The organism is Geomicrobium sp. JSM 1781026, assembly GCF_041949955.1.
GTDB lineage: Bacteria > Bacillota > Bacilli > Bacillales > Marinococcaceae > Geomicrobium_A.
This window is the reverse complement of record NZ_JBHFQF010000018.1, coordinates 14,495-29,086: the sequence shown is the minus strand read 5'-3', so window position 1 is coordinate 29,086 and position 14,592 is coordinate 14,495. Positions and strand designations below refer to the sequence as shown.

Below are 14,592 nucleotides of genomic sequence, written 5' to 3'. Positions count from 1 at the left end.
GTGGAAGTGTGGCGACACATGGAGCTGACAGATACTAATCGGTCGAGGATTTATCCACGCATATGGCGTTAGGATGGGTCACGTCCGCATGCTTCTCCGTTATTCAGTTTTGAGAGAACGATCTCTCTATACATGGTTAAATCTGAGGACGAAAAGGTCCGAGAAGATCGAGGACACGCAGTTTCGAGCATCGGAGCGTATTGAATACGTGAGAAGCAGAGGAACAAGTGGACGAAGAGATTCGACAGAGATTTTCCCCGGAAGATTTAACATTCATTTCTATAGTCAGGTGATGATGGCGAAGAGGTCCCACCCGTTCCCATGCCGAACACGGAAGTTAAGCTCTTCAGCGCCGATGGTAATTGGGGGGTAGCCCCCTGTGAGCGTAGGACGTCGCCTGGCAAACGAAACCACCCTGTTTCCTCTTTGGAAGCAGGGTGGTTTTTTGTGATTGAGAGAATGAAGAAGGTTTTGGACGTAGAGGGATTCCTTCGTCTCGCTCTCCAGCCTTGAAAAGACCGTCAAAATCCAGTATCCACAGCGCAAATTAGGAAAATCCAACGCCCATCCAGCGTAGATCCCCTCGTAAAAGCGTCTATGTGGGGATATTGAGGAGAACGCGGGCTGATCTGTGCCCAAATCCCCACATAAGAAAGCGAAATTCCCCCATGACCACGCTTACGATGGGATTTGGCATTGAATGGCGGGGGAAGATCGTCAAAATCCCCCCATTGCCGACGCACCGAGGCCGGGCGCGGGGCGAAATCAGCTCATAACCCCTCTCATGGGCTGATTTGTCTTCTTTTCCGCGTTTCGTGGGTGCAAATCCTACCATAGAAATCAGAAATCCTCCCATTAATGAATCTATGGTAAGATTTTAGCCAAACCGGCTCTCCAATTCCAGAAAATCAGCCCATAGCCTACAGGCACTAACGTGTAAATGCAAAAGCTTGGGTGATGCTTTCAATAAGCTCATCTTCCTTTAAGACCCCATATACATGATTACCCGTTATCGAACGATGATTCCAACTAGTCAAACCGGACATCCCACTATACAACTGTCTGGGAGCTCATTATTCATTCATTTCGAAAGCTGCCGAAATACATCCACTACCTGTCACTCGTACGTGCTCGTCTTGCATAAGTATCAATGTACTGCCAAATGAAAAGACACACTCGTTGGGTCAATATCATAGAGTATGGGTAGGTGTAGGAATGTCAGATCAAAAGGAGTGAATGTTATGAGTAAAGATGCTGAATATGGTCACTCGTATCGACCCGCGAATGTTGGTTGTTATTGTGGCTCACGCCAAAAGCATCATTTAGGTGATAATCGCAAATGTTGGTGTGAATATACGATTGAGATTGAAAATAATTTAATTAATGATATTACAGGCCTCGATATCCAAGTCTATGATCCAGCGATAGCCAATGATTATTTAATTGGGCAGTTAATAAGTTATAACGGCAGATTATATCGAGTGATTATTAATAATCCTGGAGGAAATCCTGATGAAGTGCCGGGTGGTTATGAAATACTTGTCGATGGAGGAGGGGCGACTGGAGCTACGGGAGCAACTGGCCCTCCTGGAACAGGGTCTACAGGACCTACAGGCATTGGCGTGACGGGACCACCTGGCGCTAGCGGACCAACTGGACCAACCGGACCAGGGGTTGGAGCTACGGGAGCAACTGGCCCGCCAGGACCAACTGGACCACAAGGTGAAGTGGGTCCAGAAGGACCGCAGGGACCTGAAGGAGTTCAAGGTGACCCAGGACCAGAAGGCCCGCAAGGAGAAATTGGTCCAGAAGGACCCCAGGGTGAATTAGGACCAGAAGGGCCTCAAGGAGAGATCGGTCCAGAGGGACCCCAAGGGGAAATTGGCCCAGAAGGACCACCAGGTGACCCAGGCCCAGAAGGACCAGCCGGGCCAACAGGTCCTGGCGGGGGTTCAAGCATTAATAACGCATACGGGGCGTCAATAACCGGGCAAGTCATTACGTTATCTGGTGGCGTTGGCACAGTTGTAGAAGTACCAGATGAGCAACTATTTAGCGCAGACTTGCCGATGACAACAAACTCTGTAACGGTTAACACACCAGGTAGATATCGTGTTTCCTATGCGATGAAGTTATTAACGTCGCGAGCAGTTTCAACGAGAATTCTCGTGAACGGTGTACCTGTACCTGCATCGATATTAAATGGTAATGAAACGGGCTCATATGTAGATTATGTTAATGAGGTTTCTCTTGATCTTGGGGCGGGAGATGTGGTTCAATTAGCTGTTACTGGTCCAGATGGTTCTACTTTAACATTAGATCCAAATAATGCCGGTGCTACGCTTCAAGTCATTGGCTTAGATGTAACGTAAGCTTTTTGAATTGTAGATAATACAGATGTGCCGTTTAGGTGCATCTGCTTTTTATTTTCAAAGTGGAATGAAGACGAAGAAGATCACTATGATGATTTCTTGTGCGTTAGGTGTAGAATTTGTTATTATTAAAGAAATTTTCTTAATAAGGAGAGGGTATACATTCAACTTCAAGAACAAATTCACAACTATTTATCTGTGCCATCAGTATCGTCACCTGTAGCTGTTAAAGACGGCATTCTATTCATTAGTGATGAAAGTGGTCTTCCGCAATTGTGGAAGCATGACTCATTAGAGAAAACGTACGCTCATTCTCTTGATACAGAAGACCGGATTCAATTTCTAGAAAAATTTCCTGAATCTGATGACTTAATTATCGGTATGGATATTCAAGGAAATGAACGTCAGCAACTATACCATGTGTCTGAGAATAAAGAAATCACCCGCCTCACGAAAGTGGATGATGCTATACACGTGTTCGGTGGTATTTCGAGTGATGGTCATCACGTCGCTTGGGTAAGTAATGAACGAGACGCTCGTTTTTATGATGTTTATACGATGAATATGAATACGAAACAACTTACTCGCGTTCTAGAAACTGATGGTACATTTCGAGTGTTAGGTTGGCGTCCGTCAGGGGATGAGCTCGTCATTCAAGAAGTATATACGAATTTGTACAACCGAATTGGGTTTCTCAACATACATACGAAGGACATTCGTTGGCTTCTTGACACTGATGAAAACTCTTCGTTCCATTCTCCTAAGTTTTCAAGTGATGGACAGGTCATTTACGTTTTGAGTAATTACGGGCGCGAGACGACTGGCCTTGCACAAATGGACTTGGAAACGATGAAGTTAACTTGGTTGGACGAGCCAGATTGGGATATTGAAAATCTAACGATAAATCCAGACAAGTCAAAACTTGCATACACGACGAATGAAGGCGGGATTGATAAAGGTTGGATTCTGAATATTCATAGTGGTCACCGCGTATCGTTTGAGCTAGGGTTTGGCACGTTGGCGGACCTCGCTTGGAATGTGGCAAATGAGATTCATCTTATTTATAATGCACCAACACAACCGGCAGATGTATACGTACACTACATCGATACGGGGGTGAGTGAGCGTCTTTATTGCACTCTTGCAACATCTGAATTTGAAGCTCAACTCATCGAACCAGAAGTTTATACCGTTCGCTCTTTTGACGGTCGATCCATTCCATCGTTTCTGTATAAACCAAAAGAGTATAATAAAAATACTCCCGTTGCGTTTTGGGTTCATGGGGGTCCTGAAGGCCAAACGAAGGCGACGTACCACCCCGTTATTCAGTCACTCACATCTCTTGGATATGTCGTATGTGCACCAAATGTACGAGGAAGTAAAGGATATGGAAAGACATATATTCATTTAGATGATGTGCGGAAGCGAATGGATTCGGTTAAGGATCTTATTGAAATTGCAGAAGCTTTAAAAGAAGAACCGTATGTGGATGAGAAGAAAGTAGCGGTCATTGGCAGAAGTTATGGTGGATTTTTGGTGTTAGCTGCAGTGACCCATTATCCACACGTATTTACCGCAGGCATAGATCTCGTTGGCATTTCCAGCTTCCGAACATTCCTTGAAAATACAGGTCCGTGGAGAAGGAAACTGCGAGAAAGCGAATACGGAACGATCGAAGCAGATGGAGAGTTCTTTGACGAGATTGATCCGATTCACTATTCCGAAAGAATTACCGCGCCGTTGATGGTGTCACATGGAGCGAATGACCCGAGAGTTCCTATAGCAGAAACCGAACAGATAATCGAGGAGTTACGTGCAAGAAATCATCCCGTAGAATACATTCGATTTGAAGATGAAGGTCACGGCATTGTGAAAATCGAAAATCAAATTACAGCATATACAGCTATGGCAGATTTTTTGCAGAGGTTGTATAACGAGTAAATGCTAAGCGCAAATGAAACTCATTTGCGCTTTATTTCATCTGTTCCACGACTGAAATCACCCTCTTCGTACATGGACTACTGCTCTTCATTAAGATCTTTGCAATACTATATGTGAAAGTAGTCGCAGGAAAATCACAAAAACTATGAAAAAATACCAAAAGTTGCTAGAATACGTCAAAGAATTTTTTAAGATTGTTGTTTAGAATGAGAAATCTGTCATAATAAGAAAGGATTAGTCTTGTCATTTTGACTCGGATCAGAGAAGTGGTTAATAGGAGGAAGAAGAATGATACATAGCGTGAAATTTTTGCACGGTCTTTTTAATACGAAGGCTCATTTCTCAACATTAAAAGAATCTGAAGCGACGAAAGGTCTGGCTTGGCGGTTGACTGTCGGCGCTCTTATTATAGGACTTATTACAGTCTTGAGCCAATTCGCAGTACGAGACGATATGATGCAAGTCTATCAATCTATGCCTGGAATGGGCGAGGAAGAAGCATCGATATTTGTCTCAATTATGATGGCTTTAGGTGGTGTGTTTGCCGTAGGCGCGAGCATCGTTGCCATTCTCGCGATTGCCCTCGTTTTCTGGATCTTTTTTCGTGAAGTTGGTTTTAAGCGACTATTTATCATATTCTCATATTTTATTCCGATTTACATAATTGTAATGCTCGTTGACTTGCCTTATTACTTTTTGTTTGGCATGGAGCACCTGTACTCTGTGACCGGTCTTGGATATGTGGCGGCTTTACTTTTTGAAGACTCGTTTTTTACGCATTTCTTCGCACAGATTAGTCTGCTCGTCGTTTGGTGTTTCATCGTTCAGCTGTTTGCTCTTCGCGTCGTTTCTACGAAGAGTACACGATATATTGTGATCACATCAACCGTCTTTTATCTATTATTAATGGTAATTTTAGCAGCAGTTATGTACATGTCGATGTTGCAAGCGCAAGGGGTGCAATAGTATGAAGAAGCGAATTGGAATACTTATTGGTGTTATTTTACTTGCCGGACTTATTGTTGGTAATTCATATATTCTAAACGAAGGGCTCATTAGTGATGATCCAGTTGTGGTGGAGACAGTCACGGCAACGGAAGAAACCCTTTATGAATCAATCATTGCAAACGGCATTGTGGAACCGCTCGAGAACCAGTCGTATTATGAAGAGGCCCAACACGGAACACTGACGGACATTCATGTGGAAGTCGGCGATCAGGTTCAAGAAGGGGACTTGCTCATGACGTACGAAGATGAGGAAATGGCTCGTCAACTTGTGACGATGCGTAACAGCTTGGATCGTTTGATGCTTGAGATTGAGCAATATGATGATCGAATTTCCTCTATTGAGACGGATATAGCTAATGAACGAAATCAAGCAGATGACGAAGATGAAGAAGACCCGTTTAATCAAAGTGATCAGTTAATTAGCCAATTGCAGTCTGAAAGAGATAATTTAGAATTTCAACGCAGAACAACGAACCTTCAATACAGTGAGCAGCAAGAAGAGCTGGAGTATTATGAAGGTGAAGAGTTCCACGAAGTGTACAGTGACGTGCCCGGAACGGTAACGAAACGAATTTCACCTGACATGGCTGCGGAAGGGGAATCATTAATTCACATCCAATCAGAGGATCAGTGGACGATTCAAGGAACCGTCACCGAATATGATCTCGTTCAGTTAACGGAAGGTATGGAAGTTGAGGTTGAGCCGAATGTGATGCCAGGCGAGCGGTTTAGTGGAACCCTTACAGAGTTAGGCACATCACCTGCGAGTGAGGACGATCCGTTGCTTATTGAAGAAGCAAACGTGACCTCATATCCATACGAGATTCTTCTTGAAGAAGGTTCAGAGGAATTGCTCCACGGTTTCCACGTGAACGCGTACTTTGAAATCGAGGCGGAATCAGATGCCGTGTTGTTACCTGAACATGTCATTGAGTCGGAAGTGGATCCGTTCACACAAGAAGAGATGCAGTATGTATACGTCATTGTCGATGGATTGGCGATGCAACGTCTTGTGGAGACCGGTGTAACGAGTGATCAAGGTACACAAATGATCTCGGGAGTGACACCAGGAGATTCAGTGATTGATCCTTCAAATCTTGAGATGATTTATGAAGGAATGGAGGTCATTTTGGATGATTCACCTGAAGAATCTTGACAAAACATATAAAAATGGCGACCAGGTTCTTCATGTGTTAAAAGACATTGAACTTTTGATTGAAGAAAATGAGTTCGTTGCCGTCATGGGTCCTTCAGGGTCTGGTAAATCCACACTTATGAACATGATTGGTTGTTTGGATCAACCTTCGTCCGGTTCTTATTATTTGTCGGGTACAGATATTGCTGGGCAACCGCAAAAGACACTCGCAGACATTCGTAACAAAAATATTGGATTTGTGTTTCAACAGTTTCACCTTCTTCCTAGAATCAGTGCACTTAACAATGTGGAACTGCCACTCATCTATGCAGGTGTAAAAAAGAAAGAACGTCAAGAACGGGCAAAAGAAGCACTTGTGAAAGTAGGGTTAGAAGAGCGGGTATCTCATTTACCGAATCAGCTTTCGGGTGGTCAGAAACAACGTGTAGCGATTGCTCGGGCGTTAGTGAATCGCCCGAGTCTCATCCTTGCCGATGAGCCAACGGGTGCTCTCGACTCGAAGTCTGGAGAGCAGATTATGGGGCTATTTGACACGTTGCATGAAGAAGGCGCCACACTTGTCGTCGTCACACACGAACAAGAAGTTGCGGACTATGCGAGACGGATTGTGACGTTTAGAGATGGAGAAATTATCGAAGATCGGAGGCGAGATCGTGTCGTTCTTTGATAGTTTTAAGATGGCGTTACGCTCGATTTGGAATCACCGGCTACGTTCCATGCTGACGATGCTCGGTATTATTATCGGTGTAGGCTCTGTTATCACGGTTGTAGCCATTGGTAAAGGCGGGGAAGCATTATTAACCTCCCAATTTGCAGGTGGCGGTAACAATACGTTTGAAGTGTATTATATGCCTCCAGAAGAATCGTTAATGGATTATGATGCGTACACAGAAGTTTCGTATTCTGAAGAAGACTTACGGGCCATTGAGTCGATGCCTGCAGTCGAGCAAGTGATTGCTTATGCACTAACGTCATCCAGCGTATACCGTCACCGAGAATCTTCTGGAGCACAACTGCTTGCCATTAACGAGAGTTACTATGAACTGAATGAGTTCATGGCAGAAAGCGGTCGACTTTTGAACGACCGCGATGTCGAGATGGGCCGGAGAGTTACGACAATCAGCCCTGGACTTGCAGAAGAGTTGTTTTCATCTGAAGAAAATCCGATTGGTCAAACGGTAAATATCGAAAATATCCCTTTTGAAATTGTCGGGATTCATGATCGTGCGAACCAAAGTTTTTTTGAGTTTCAAGTTGATGAAGCACTGCTACCACAATCGGTCTGGCCGATGCTCTATGGCACCGATCAAATGGACATGTTGAATGTGCAGGCTACGAGTGCAGATACGATTCAAAGTGCAGGAATCTCAGTTACGGATTATTTAAATGAAACAACAGACCGTACGGGTCACTTTGAAGTCATTAACATGGAAGAGATCCAAGAGGGTATTTCACAGATCACCAACGTCACGACGACCATTATTGGTGGAGTAGCTGCTGTTTCGCTACTCGTTGGTGGTATCGGTGTTATGAATATCATGCTCGTTTCGGTTACAGAACGAACGAGGGAGATTGGTTTACGCAAGTCGTTAGGGGCAACGAGGGGCAACATTCTCCTCCAATTCCTTATTGAGTCGGTCACCTTAACGACAATCGGCGGTGTGATCGGCATTGCGCTAGGTGCCGGAATTGCGAATACGGTATCCATTTTCGCTGATTGGCCGTTTCTCGTCTCTGTACCGGTCATGCTTATCGGTGTTGGTTTTTCAATGGTTGTGGGTGTGGTCTTCGGGTTACTTCCAGCCAATAAAGCAGCCAAACTCGATCCAATTGAAGCCCTTCGTTATGAATAAGATACCCACTGAGAATTTCTCCATGCACGTAAGTTCTCTGCGGTTTTTGGCTATACTAGCGGGCAAGGGGGAATGAACATGGCACAAGAAATTTTATGTGAAGTAAACAACTGTGTCCATTGGGGCGAAGGGAACCATTGCGAGGCCGACCGAATCTATGTTGTCTCAAATGCCGACAAGATTACGACCGAGCAAGAGGAAACCGATTGCCACACATTTTCACCTAAGATGCACTAGATGGGAACCGTTGCACAAATTTGTGCAACGGTTTTAATTGTGTATTGGGGTTAGACAACGAACGTTCTAGAACAACCATTTCTTTAAGTACGCTCTAGTCTCATCAAACAGTAACGATATGTTGAAAGGTGAGAAGCTTTGTGCTAAGATTCGTTACATAACTAAATACAAATCTAATACTTCGGGGCAGGGTGAAATTCCCTACCGGCGGTGATGAGGTCGTTTACCTTTTAGTCCGTGACCCGTGACAACAGTAGTTGGAGCGGTGGATCTGGTGAAATTCCAGAGCCGACAGTTAAAGTCTGGATGGGAGAAGTGAGGATAACAGCAGCAGTATGTCGTCATGTATGTACATACGTGTATTTGCTATCCGTAAAAACATATGCCAATGGCGTATGTCACTTTAACAATCTCTAAAAGCTACCCGTGGTTTTAATCTCGGGTAGCTTTTTTTCGTGTGTCGATGAGTATTGGAGAAGGGAGAGAAGATGACAACGGATCAAAGGTATATGAAAGTTGCGTTACAGCTGGCGCGTTTAGGAAGAGGTCAAACGTCTCCAAATCCTATGGTAGGGGCGATTGTAGTATCTGATGAAGGTGTTATTGGACAAGGAGCCCACTTGAAAGCGGGTGCTGAGCACGCTGAAGTTCATGCGCTCAACATGGCAGGAGAGAAGGCTAAAGGAGCAACATTGTATGTAACGCTCGAACCTTGTTGCCATTTTGGACGCACAGGGCCTTGTACGGACTTCATCATAAAGTCAGGAGTTACCCGGGTCGTCGTAGCTTCTGTAGACCCTAATCCACATGTACAAGGTAAGGGAATTGAAGTTTTGCAAAGGCATGGCTTATCTGTTCAAACGGGAGTTTATGACGAAGAAGCTCGAGCATTAAATCGTAGTTATTTTCATTACTGCAAAACAGGTGAGCCTTATGTGACGTTGAAGTTTGCAAGTTCACTTGATGGAAAAACAGCAACAGTATCAGGAGAAAGTAAGTGGATCACGAGCATAGAAGCCCGAGACGATAGCCATGAAGAAAGAGCCACTCATGATGCAATTCTAGTCGGAATTAACACTGTTCTTGCTGATGATCCTAAGCTCACTGCTCGGGGAGCGGGTGATAGACACAATCCTATTCGGGTCATTATGGATCGCAAACTTCAAACACCAGAGCAGGCTAAAATGCTTCAAGAACCCGGCGGAACTTGGATTTTCACTGAGGTTGATGGCAAGGGATGGGGAACTGATGTGGCAAAGATTATTTGGGACGAACGAGTGACCGTCCCATCGGTTTTGGCTGAGTTAGGGAAAAGAGGAATCCGGTCATTGCTCGTAGAGGGGGGTGCTGAGATTCATGGAGCCTTTCTGAAGGCGAGGCGGTGCGAGCGGGTGATTTCATATGTCGCTCCGGTCATGATTGGTGGAAAAGAAGCGAAGGGAACGGTTGCAGGTACAGGCATAGCTGAACTAGATCATGCCGTAAAATATCAGATACAGAACATAAAGAATGTTGGGACTGATATAAAAATTACATCATTAAGGAAAGGAGAATCAAGCAATGTTCACAGGAATAGTTGAAGAAGTCGCTCGTCTTATATCTATCGAAAAGAAGGAAGGGGGTTGTTCACTAGAAATCGAGTCACGCACAGTGACTGAAGATGTACGCATCGGTGATAGTATTTCTGTTTCAGGTGTTTGCTTGACAGTTACTTCGTACAACAAGCAATCCTTTACCGTAGATGTGATGGAAAAAACAATGGAGGATACGACCATGGGTACGCTTGAAGTTGATGCGCCGGTTAATGTGGAGCGAGCCGTTCAAGCAGGGGGAAGGTTTGATGGTCATATCGTAACAGGTCATGTAGACGGTGTCGGTCAGGTTACGAGCAGAGAAGAGAAACAAAATTCAACCCAATTTTCGATCACTCTTCCAGAAAAGCTGACGCGTTACATGATTATGAAAGGCTCAGTCGCTGTGGATGGCACGAGTTTAACAATATTCGCGGTAGAAGAAAATGAAATAAAAATATCGATCATCCCCCATACACATAAGGCAACGAAGTTTGCATTTTTACATGAAGGAGATGCAGTTAATATAGAATGCGATATGGTTGCCAAATATATTGAAAAGTTCACGGAGGTTAACGATGAAAAGCACGATTGATCAAGCGATTGTTCAGCTTCTAGCAGGTGGCATGGTAGTCGTATGTGATGACGAAGATCGGGAAAATGAAGGTGACCTTGTCGCACTTGCGGACCGTATATCCGCAGAAAGTATTAATTTTATGACGTTACATGGACGTGGACTCATTTGTGCACCGATATCAAAAGAGATTGCTGAGCGGCTACAGCTCGATTTGATGGTTAGAAACACATCTGATCCTCACGAAACAGCGTTTACGGTAAGCGTCGATCACAAATCGGCAACAACAGGCATCTCAGCGGCAGAACGAGCGAATACGCTTTTACAACTCACAGTGCCTAACACGACACCTGAGCAATTTCAACGACCTGGACATATTTTTCCGCTCATCGCAAAGGATGGTGGCGTGTTCACTCGGATGGGTCACACGGAAGCGACTGTAGATCTTGCTAAGCTTTGTGGCGCAAGGGAAGTGGGTGTGATTTGTGAGATTATGAACGAAGACGGATCGATGAGCAGATATCCAGAGTTGTTGGACTTTGCGAAGCAATATGACTTACCTCTTATTACGATTGAAGACTTAAAAGAATATCGCATTCGTACAGAGAATTTGATACAGGCTGAAGCGGCAACGATGCTTCCAACTGAATACGGGACATTTCATATTACGGTCTTTAAGACAAAGTTAGACGATGAAGAGCATGTTGCGATTGTAAAGGGAAATGTTTCCGTTCCAGAAGCAGTGTATACGAGAGTTCATTCGGAATGCTTGACTGGAGATGTCTTTCACTCAAAACGATGTGATTGTGGACAGCAGCTAGAAGACGCATTGCGCACACTTCGTGAACGAGAAGCCGGAGTATTATTGTACTTGCGGCAAGAAGGTAGAGGAATTGGCTTGTTTGAAAAGATTAAAGCGTATCAACTACAAAGCGACGGGCTCGACACTGTAGAAGCGAATGAAGCGTTGGGATTTAAAGACGACGAACGTGAATTCACGGTTGCCGCTGTTATGCTCGATCATTTAGGTGTCAGTAAAGTGTCTCTCGCTACGAATAATCCGGAGAAAGTGAATGGCTTACAAAAATCTGGGATTATTGTAGAAGAGATCATTCCTTTTGCACCAACTGTATATGAGGAAAACGAACGTTATATGAATGCAAAAAAAGAAAAGCTTGGTCACTTAATATAGGAGGTCATTGAAATGGAGAAGACGTACAGAGGAACATTGGACGGAAGAGGATTAAAGATTGCGATTGTAAAAGCTAACTTTAATGAAATGATTACAAATCTACTTATGGCAGGGGCAAAAGAGACGTTAATGAAGCTCGGCGTCAAAAGTGAAGATATTCATATTGTTGAAGTTCCAGGTGCATTTGAAATCCCGTTTGCCGCCCGTAAGACGGTAGAAAGTCAACGCTATAATGGTGTCATTGCACTCGGGGCCGTAATACGGGGAGAAACATCACATTATGATTATGTGTGCCAAGCAGTGACGAGTGGTGTAAGCTCACTTAATATTGAGTCAGATATTCCGATCACTTTTGGTGTATTAACGACGGATACGAGTGAACAAGCTTTGGCTAGAACGGGGATTAAGCATCCAAACACAGGAAATGAAGCCGCGCGCACAGTTGTTGAAATGGCGACATTGGAAGTGTAAGGAAGCAAATTTTTGGTTCTGATTCTATACTAGCGAAGTATAGAGTCAGAATCGAATATAAAGAATACTATGTCATATTTTCTCACAGATTTCTTTTTAGTCATCGTTTCCGACATTCGACTGTGATAAACTCGAAAAAAGGAGTGAGTCACCATGAAGCATTTCGACTGGAGAGTTATTCATCAAGAGTCTGGGAAAAAGAATCATTTACATAGTAAAGCAACCCCGATTTATCAGACGTCAGCCTTCGCTTTTTCGGATTTAGATGATTTGGAACAGTTTTTCTCTCCTGAAAATGAACGGTACATGTATACGCGCTATGGGAACCCGAATACAGACGAGTTAGCAGATCTTGTTGCTGGTTTGGAGGAGGCGCCCGCAGGTGTGGCTTCGTCATCAGGAATGTCTGCGATCCTTGCAGGTGTTTTAGCTGTCGTAAAACCAGGAGATCATATGCTCATTCCAGAAGATGTGTACGGGGGGACGTATGACCTCTTTCACAACTTTCTTACGGACTGGAATGTTCAAATAAACACGGCCTCTTTTGCCGATAAGAACAATATCCTTAGTGCATTAACAGAAAAGACAACGCTCATTTTTGGAGAGACTGCAGCCAATCCCCTTCTAAGGGTTGAAGATATTGAACAACTCACGCAAATAGCAAAGGGTCACGGCGTCAGGGTCATGATCGATAACACGTTTGCGACGCCATATTTTGTTAGGCCTTATACATTAGGGGCAGACTTGGTCGTACATAGTGCAACCAAATATATTGGTGGGCACAGTGACGTTACCGCGGGCGTCCTTGTCGGAGAATCATCGTTAGTTGAGCAGGCGAAGAAAAAAGTCATCCAGTTAGGTATGAATGTCAGCCCCTTCGAAGCATGGCTCACGACACGAGGATTAAAGACGATCTCCGTTCGAATGAATCAACAAAGCAAAAACGCGGCAGAAGTGGCAACCTTTATGCAAGAGCAACCAGGTGTGAAGGTGTACTATCCAAACACCTTAAGTGATCATGGTAATGGAGCGATGGTAAGTTTCGACCTCGGCCATCAATTTGATGCGTATACATTTTTTAAGAGCTTACAATGGATTCGAATTGTACCCACATTGGCAGGAGTAGAAACGACAGTTTCTTACCCGCTAAAAACATCCCACCGCAGCATTCCGAGTGATTTGCAAAAACGCTTAGGTATAACGGAAGGACTTGTGAGAATGTCTGTAGGCCTAGAAGATAGCGGGGAAATCATTGAAGAATTGCGCCTTGCTTTAGCGGCTGCAAAAAAATAAATAAACTTTTTTTCTAGATGCCTTGCATTATCTTTTTTTCCATGATATATTATTACACGTGGCGTTGAGAGACACCACAAACGAATCTGGTGACATTGGCAAAGAGGTCACACCCGTTCCCATGCCGAACACGGAAGTTAAGCTCTTTAGCGCTGATGGTAATTGGGGGGCAGCCCCCTGTGAGAGTAGGACGTTGCCAGGTTTTTTCACATCGCGGGATAGAGCAGTCTGGTAGCTCGTCGGGCTCATAACCCGGAGGTCGGAGGTTCAAATCCTCCTCCCGCAACCAATTATTCTTTAGATTGTAGTACTCGAAGAGTGCAACCAATTTCACTCTCGACACTACGTCGAATTTTTTTCTTCTCTGCGAGAAAGAATTGTAGTGCCTGGAAGGTGCAACCAATTTTACCCTCGACACTACGTCGGCTAAACTTCGAAGCAAGAGGGGATAGTGGTACTGAGTGAGTGCAACCAATTAATATTTAGATTGTAGTACTCGGAGAGTGCAACCAAATTACTTTCGACACTACGTCGAATTTTTCCTTCTCTTTGAGAAAAGGTTGTAGTGCCTGGAAGTTGCAACCAAAAATACATAGCTCAATTAAACATACAAACGACAAATCGTTTGTTTTTTTGTGTTTAAGCGAACCTACTCATGTGACGATGCTGCAGATTTTTAGTGTCCAACGAAAGCATAACGCTAAGTAACTGTGTGTGCCTATTTGCGATAATGATCCACTGCATAGAGTAACAACGACAAAAAATTAGCGTTCGCAATGGGTCGGGCTCTGCTCGATAATGTGTGTGGGGATTTTACTTATTATTATCCAGAACACTTACGAAATCCCACCGTAAACGCGCTTATGTTGGCATTTACGGTTCTTCTGTGGGGATTTTGGAAAAATGAGAGAAGTTCTTCCTCCA

General features: G+C 44.2%; 12 protein-coding genes, 1 tRNA gene, 2 rRNA genes and 1 riboswitch. All 15 genes read left to right on the top strand.

The features are described 5' to 3' along the window. Nucleotides 1–285 precede the first annotated feature (285 nt). A 5S ribosomal RNA gene (rrf, locus tag ACE1TF_RS19875) occupies nt 286–402 on the top strand. Between the two features lie 839 nt (nt 403–1,241). After that, complete coding sequence (locus tag ACE1TF_RS19870; protein WP_375019338.1) at nt 1,242–2,372, top strand: BclA C-terminal domain-containing protein; 1,131 nt, start codon at nt 1,242–1,244, stop codon at nt 2,370–2,372. A 273-nt stretch (nt 2,373–2,645) separates the two neighbouring features. Beyond that, entirely contained in the window at nt 2,646–4,313 is a 1,668-nt protein-coding gene (locus tag ACE1TF_RS19865) for a S9 family peptidase (protein ID WP_375019336.1), read from the top strand. A 288-nt stretch (nt 4,314–4,601) separates the two neighbouring features. Then, nucleotides 4,602–5,279: a hypothetical protein gene (locus ACE1TF_RS19860; RefSeq protein ID WP_375019334.1), complete on the top strand. Its 678-nt coding sequence runs from the start codon at nt 4,602–4,604 to the stop codon at nt 5,277–5,279. 1 nt (nt 5,280) lies between these two features. After that, nucleotides 5,281–6,477 (top strand): efflux RND transporter periplasmic adaptor subunit, encoded by a 1,197-nt coding sequence (locus ACE1TF_RS19855; RefSeq protein WP_375019332.1) that lies wholly within the window; start codon nt 5,281–5,283, stop codon nt 6,475–6,477. Next, the gene (locus ACE1TF_RS19850) at nt 6,455–7,144 is read left to right on the top strand and encodes an ABC transporter ATP-binding protein (RefSeq protein ID WP_375019330.1); all 690 of its coding nucleotides are present in this window, start codon (nt 6,455–6,457) and stop codon (nt 7,142–7,144) included. Before ACE1TF_RS19855 ends, ACE1TF_RS19850 begins: the two co-directional genes overlap by 23 nt. Beyond that, on the top strand, nt 7,131–8,330 hold the full coding sequence (locus ACE1TF_RS19845) for an ABC transporter permease (RefSeq protein ID WP_375019329.1): 1,200 nt from the start codon (nt 7,131–7,133) through the stop codon (nt 8,328–8,330). Before ACE1TF_RS19850 ends, ACE1TF_RS19845 begins: the two co-directional genes overlap by 14 nt. Nucleotides 8,331–8,408: 78 nt before the next feature. Next, nucleotides 8,409–8,567: a DUF1540 domain-containing protein gene (locus tag ACE1TF_RS19840; protein ID WP_081829352.1), complete on the top strand. Its 159-nt coding sequence runs from the start codon at nt 8,409–8,411 to the stop codon at nt 8,565–8,567. A gap of 173 nt (nt 8,568–8,740) precedes the next feature. Further along, nucleotides 8,741–8,889, top strand: a riboswitch (FMN riboswitch). 166 nt (nt 8,890–9,055) lie between these two features. Next, on the top strand, nt 9,056–10,147 hold the full coding sequence (ribD, locus tag ACE1TF_RS19835) for a bifunctional diaminohydroxyphosphoribosylaminopyrimidine deaminase/5-amino-6-(5-phosphoribosylamino)uracil reductase RibD (protein WP_375019326.1): 1,092 nt from the start codon (nt 9,056–9,058) through the stop codon (nt 10,145–10,147). Next, on the top strand, nt 10,128–10,733 hold the full coding sequence (locus ACE1TF_RS19830) for a riboflavin synthase (RefSeq protein ID WP_375019324.1): 606 nt from the start codon (nt 10,128–10,130) through the stop codon (nt 10,731–10,733). The genes ribD and ACE1TF_RS19830 overlap by 20 nt, the downstream gene beginning before the upstream one ends. Next, nucleotides 10,717–11,904, top strand: coding sequence for a GTP cyclohydrolase II (gene ribA, locus ACE1TF_RS19825; RefSeq protein ID WP_375019322.1), 1,188 nt, complete (start codon nt 10,717–10,719; stop codon nt 11,902–11,904). The genes ACE1TF_RS19830 and ribA overlap by 17 nt, the downstream gene beginning before the upstream one ends. A gap of 12 nt (nt 11,905–11,916) precedes the next feature. Then, on the top strand, nt 11,917–12,375 hold the full coding sequence (gene ribH, locus ACE1TF_RS19820; RefSeq protein WP_375019320.1) for a 6,7-dimethyl-8-ribityllumazine synthase: 459 nt from the start codon (nt 11,917–11,919) through the stop codon (nt 12,373–12,375). Between the two features lie 153 nt (nt 12,376–12,528). Continuing rightward, the gene (locus ACE1TF_RS19815) at nt 12,529–13,668 is read left to right on the top strand and encodes a trans-sulfuration enzyme family protein (RefSeq protein WP_375019318.1); all 1,140 of its coding nucleotides are present in this window, start codon (nt 12,529–12,531) and stop codon (nt 13,666–13,668) included. Between the two features lie 85 nt (nt 13,669–13,753). Further along, nucleotides 13,754–13,870, top strand: a 5S ribosomal RNA gene (rrf, locus tag ACE1TF_RS19810). Between the two features lie 10 nt (nt 13,871–13,880). Then, nucleotides 13,881–13,957 (top strand) — tRNA-Met (locus ACE1TF_RS19805). The last annotated feature ends 635 nt before the right edge of the window (nt 13,958–14,592 follow it).

What these genes read in the sequence shown, in the direction of transcription:
- ACE1TF_RS19870 (WP_375019338.1), top strand. Translation starts at nt 1,242, where the DNA reads ATGAGTAAAGATGCTGAATATGGTCACTCGTATCGACCCGCGAATGTT.
- ACE1TF_RS19860 (WP_375019334.1), top strand. Translation starts at nt 4,602, where the DNA reads ATGATACATAGCGTGAAATTTTTGCACGGTCTTTTTAATACGAAGGCT.
- ACE1TF_RS19855 (WP_375019332.1), top strand. Translation starts at nt 5,281, where the DNA reads ATGAAGAAGCGAATTGGAATACTTATTGGTGTTATTTTACTTGCCGGA.
- ACE1TF_RS19850 (WP_375019330.1), top strand. Translation starts at nt 6,455, where the DNA reads ATGATTCACCTGAAGAATCTTGACAAAACATATAAAAATGGCGACCAG.
- ACE1TF_RS19840 (WP_081829352.1), top strand. Translation starts at nt 8,409, where the DNA reads ATGGCACAAGAAATTTTATGTGAAGTAAACAACTGTGTCCATTGGGGC.
- ribD (WP_375019326.1), top strand. Translation starts at nt 9,056, where the DNA reads ATGACAACGGATCAAAGGTATATGAAAGTTGCGTTACAGCTGGCGCGT.
- ACE1TF_RS19830 (WP_375019324.1), top strand. Translation starts at nt 10,128, where the DNA reads ATGTTCACAGGAATAGTTGAAGAAGTCGCTCGTCTTATATCTATCGAA.
- ribA (WP_375019322.1), top strand. Translation starts at nt 10,717, where the DNA reads ATGAAAAGCACGATTGATCAAGCGATTGTTCAGCTTCTAGCAGGTGGC.
- ribH (WP_375019320.1), top strand. Translation starts at nt 11,917, where the DNA reads ATGGAGAAGACGTACAGAGGAACATTGGACGGAAGAGGATTAAAGATT.
- ACE1TF_RS19815 (WP_375019318.1), top strand. Translation starts at nt 12,529, where the DNA reads ATGAAGCATTTCGACTGGAGAGTTATTCATCAAGAGTCTGGGAAAAAG.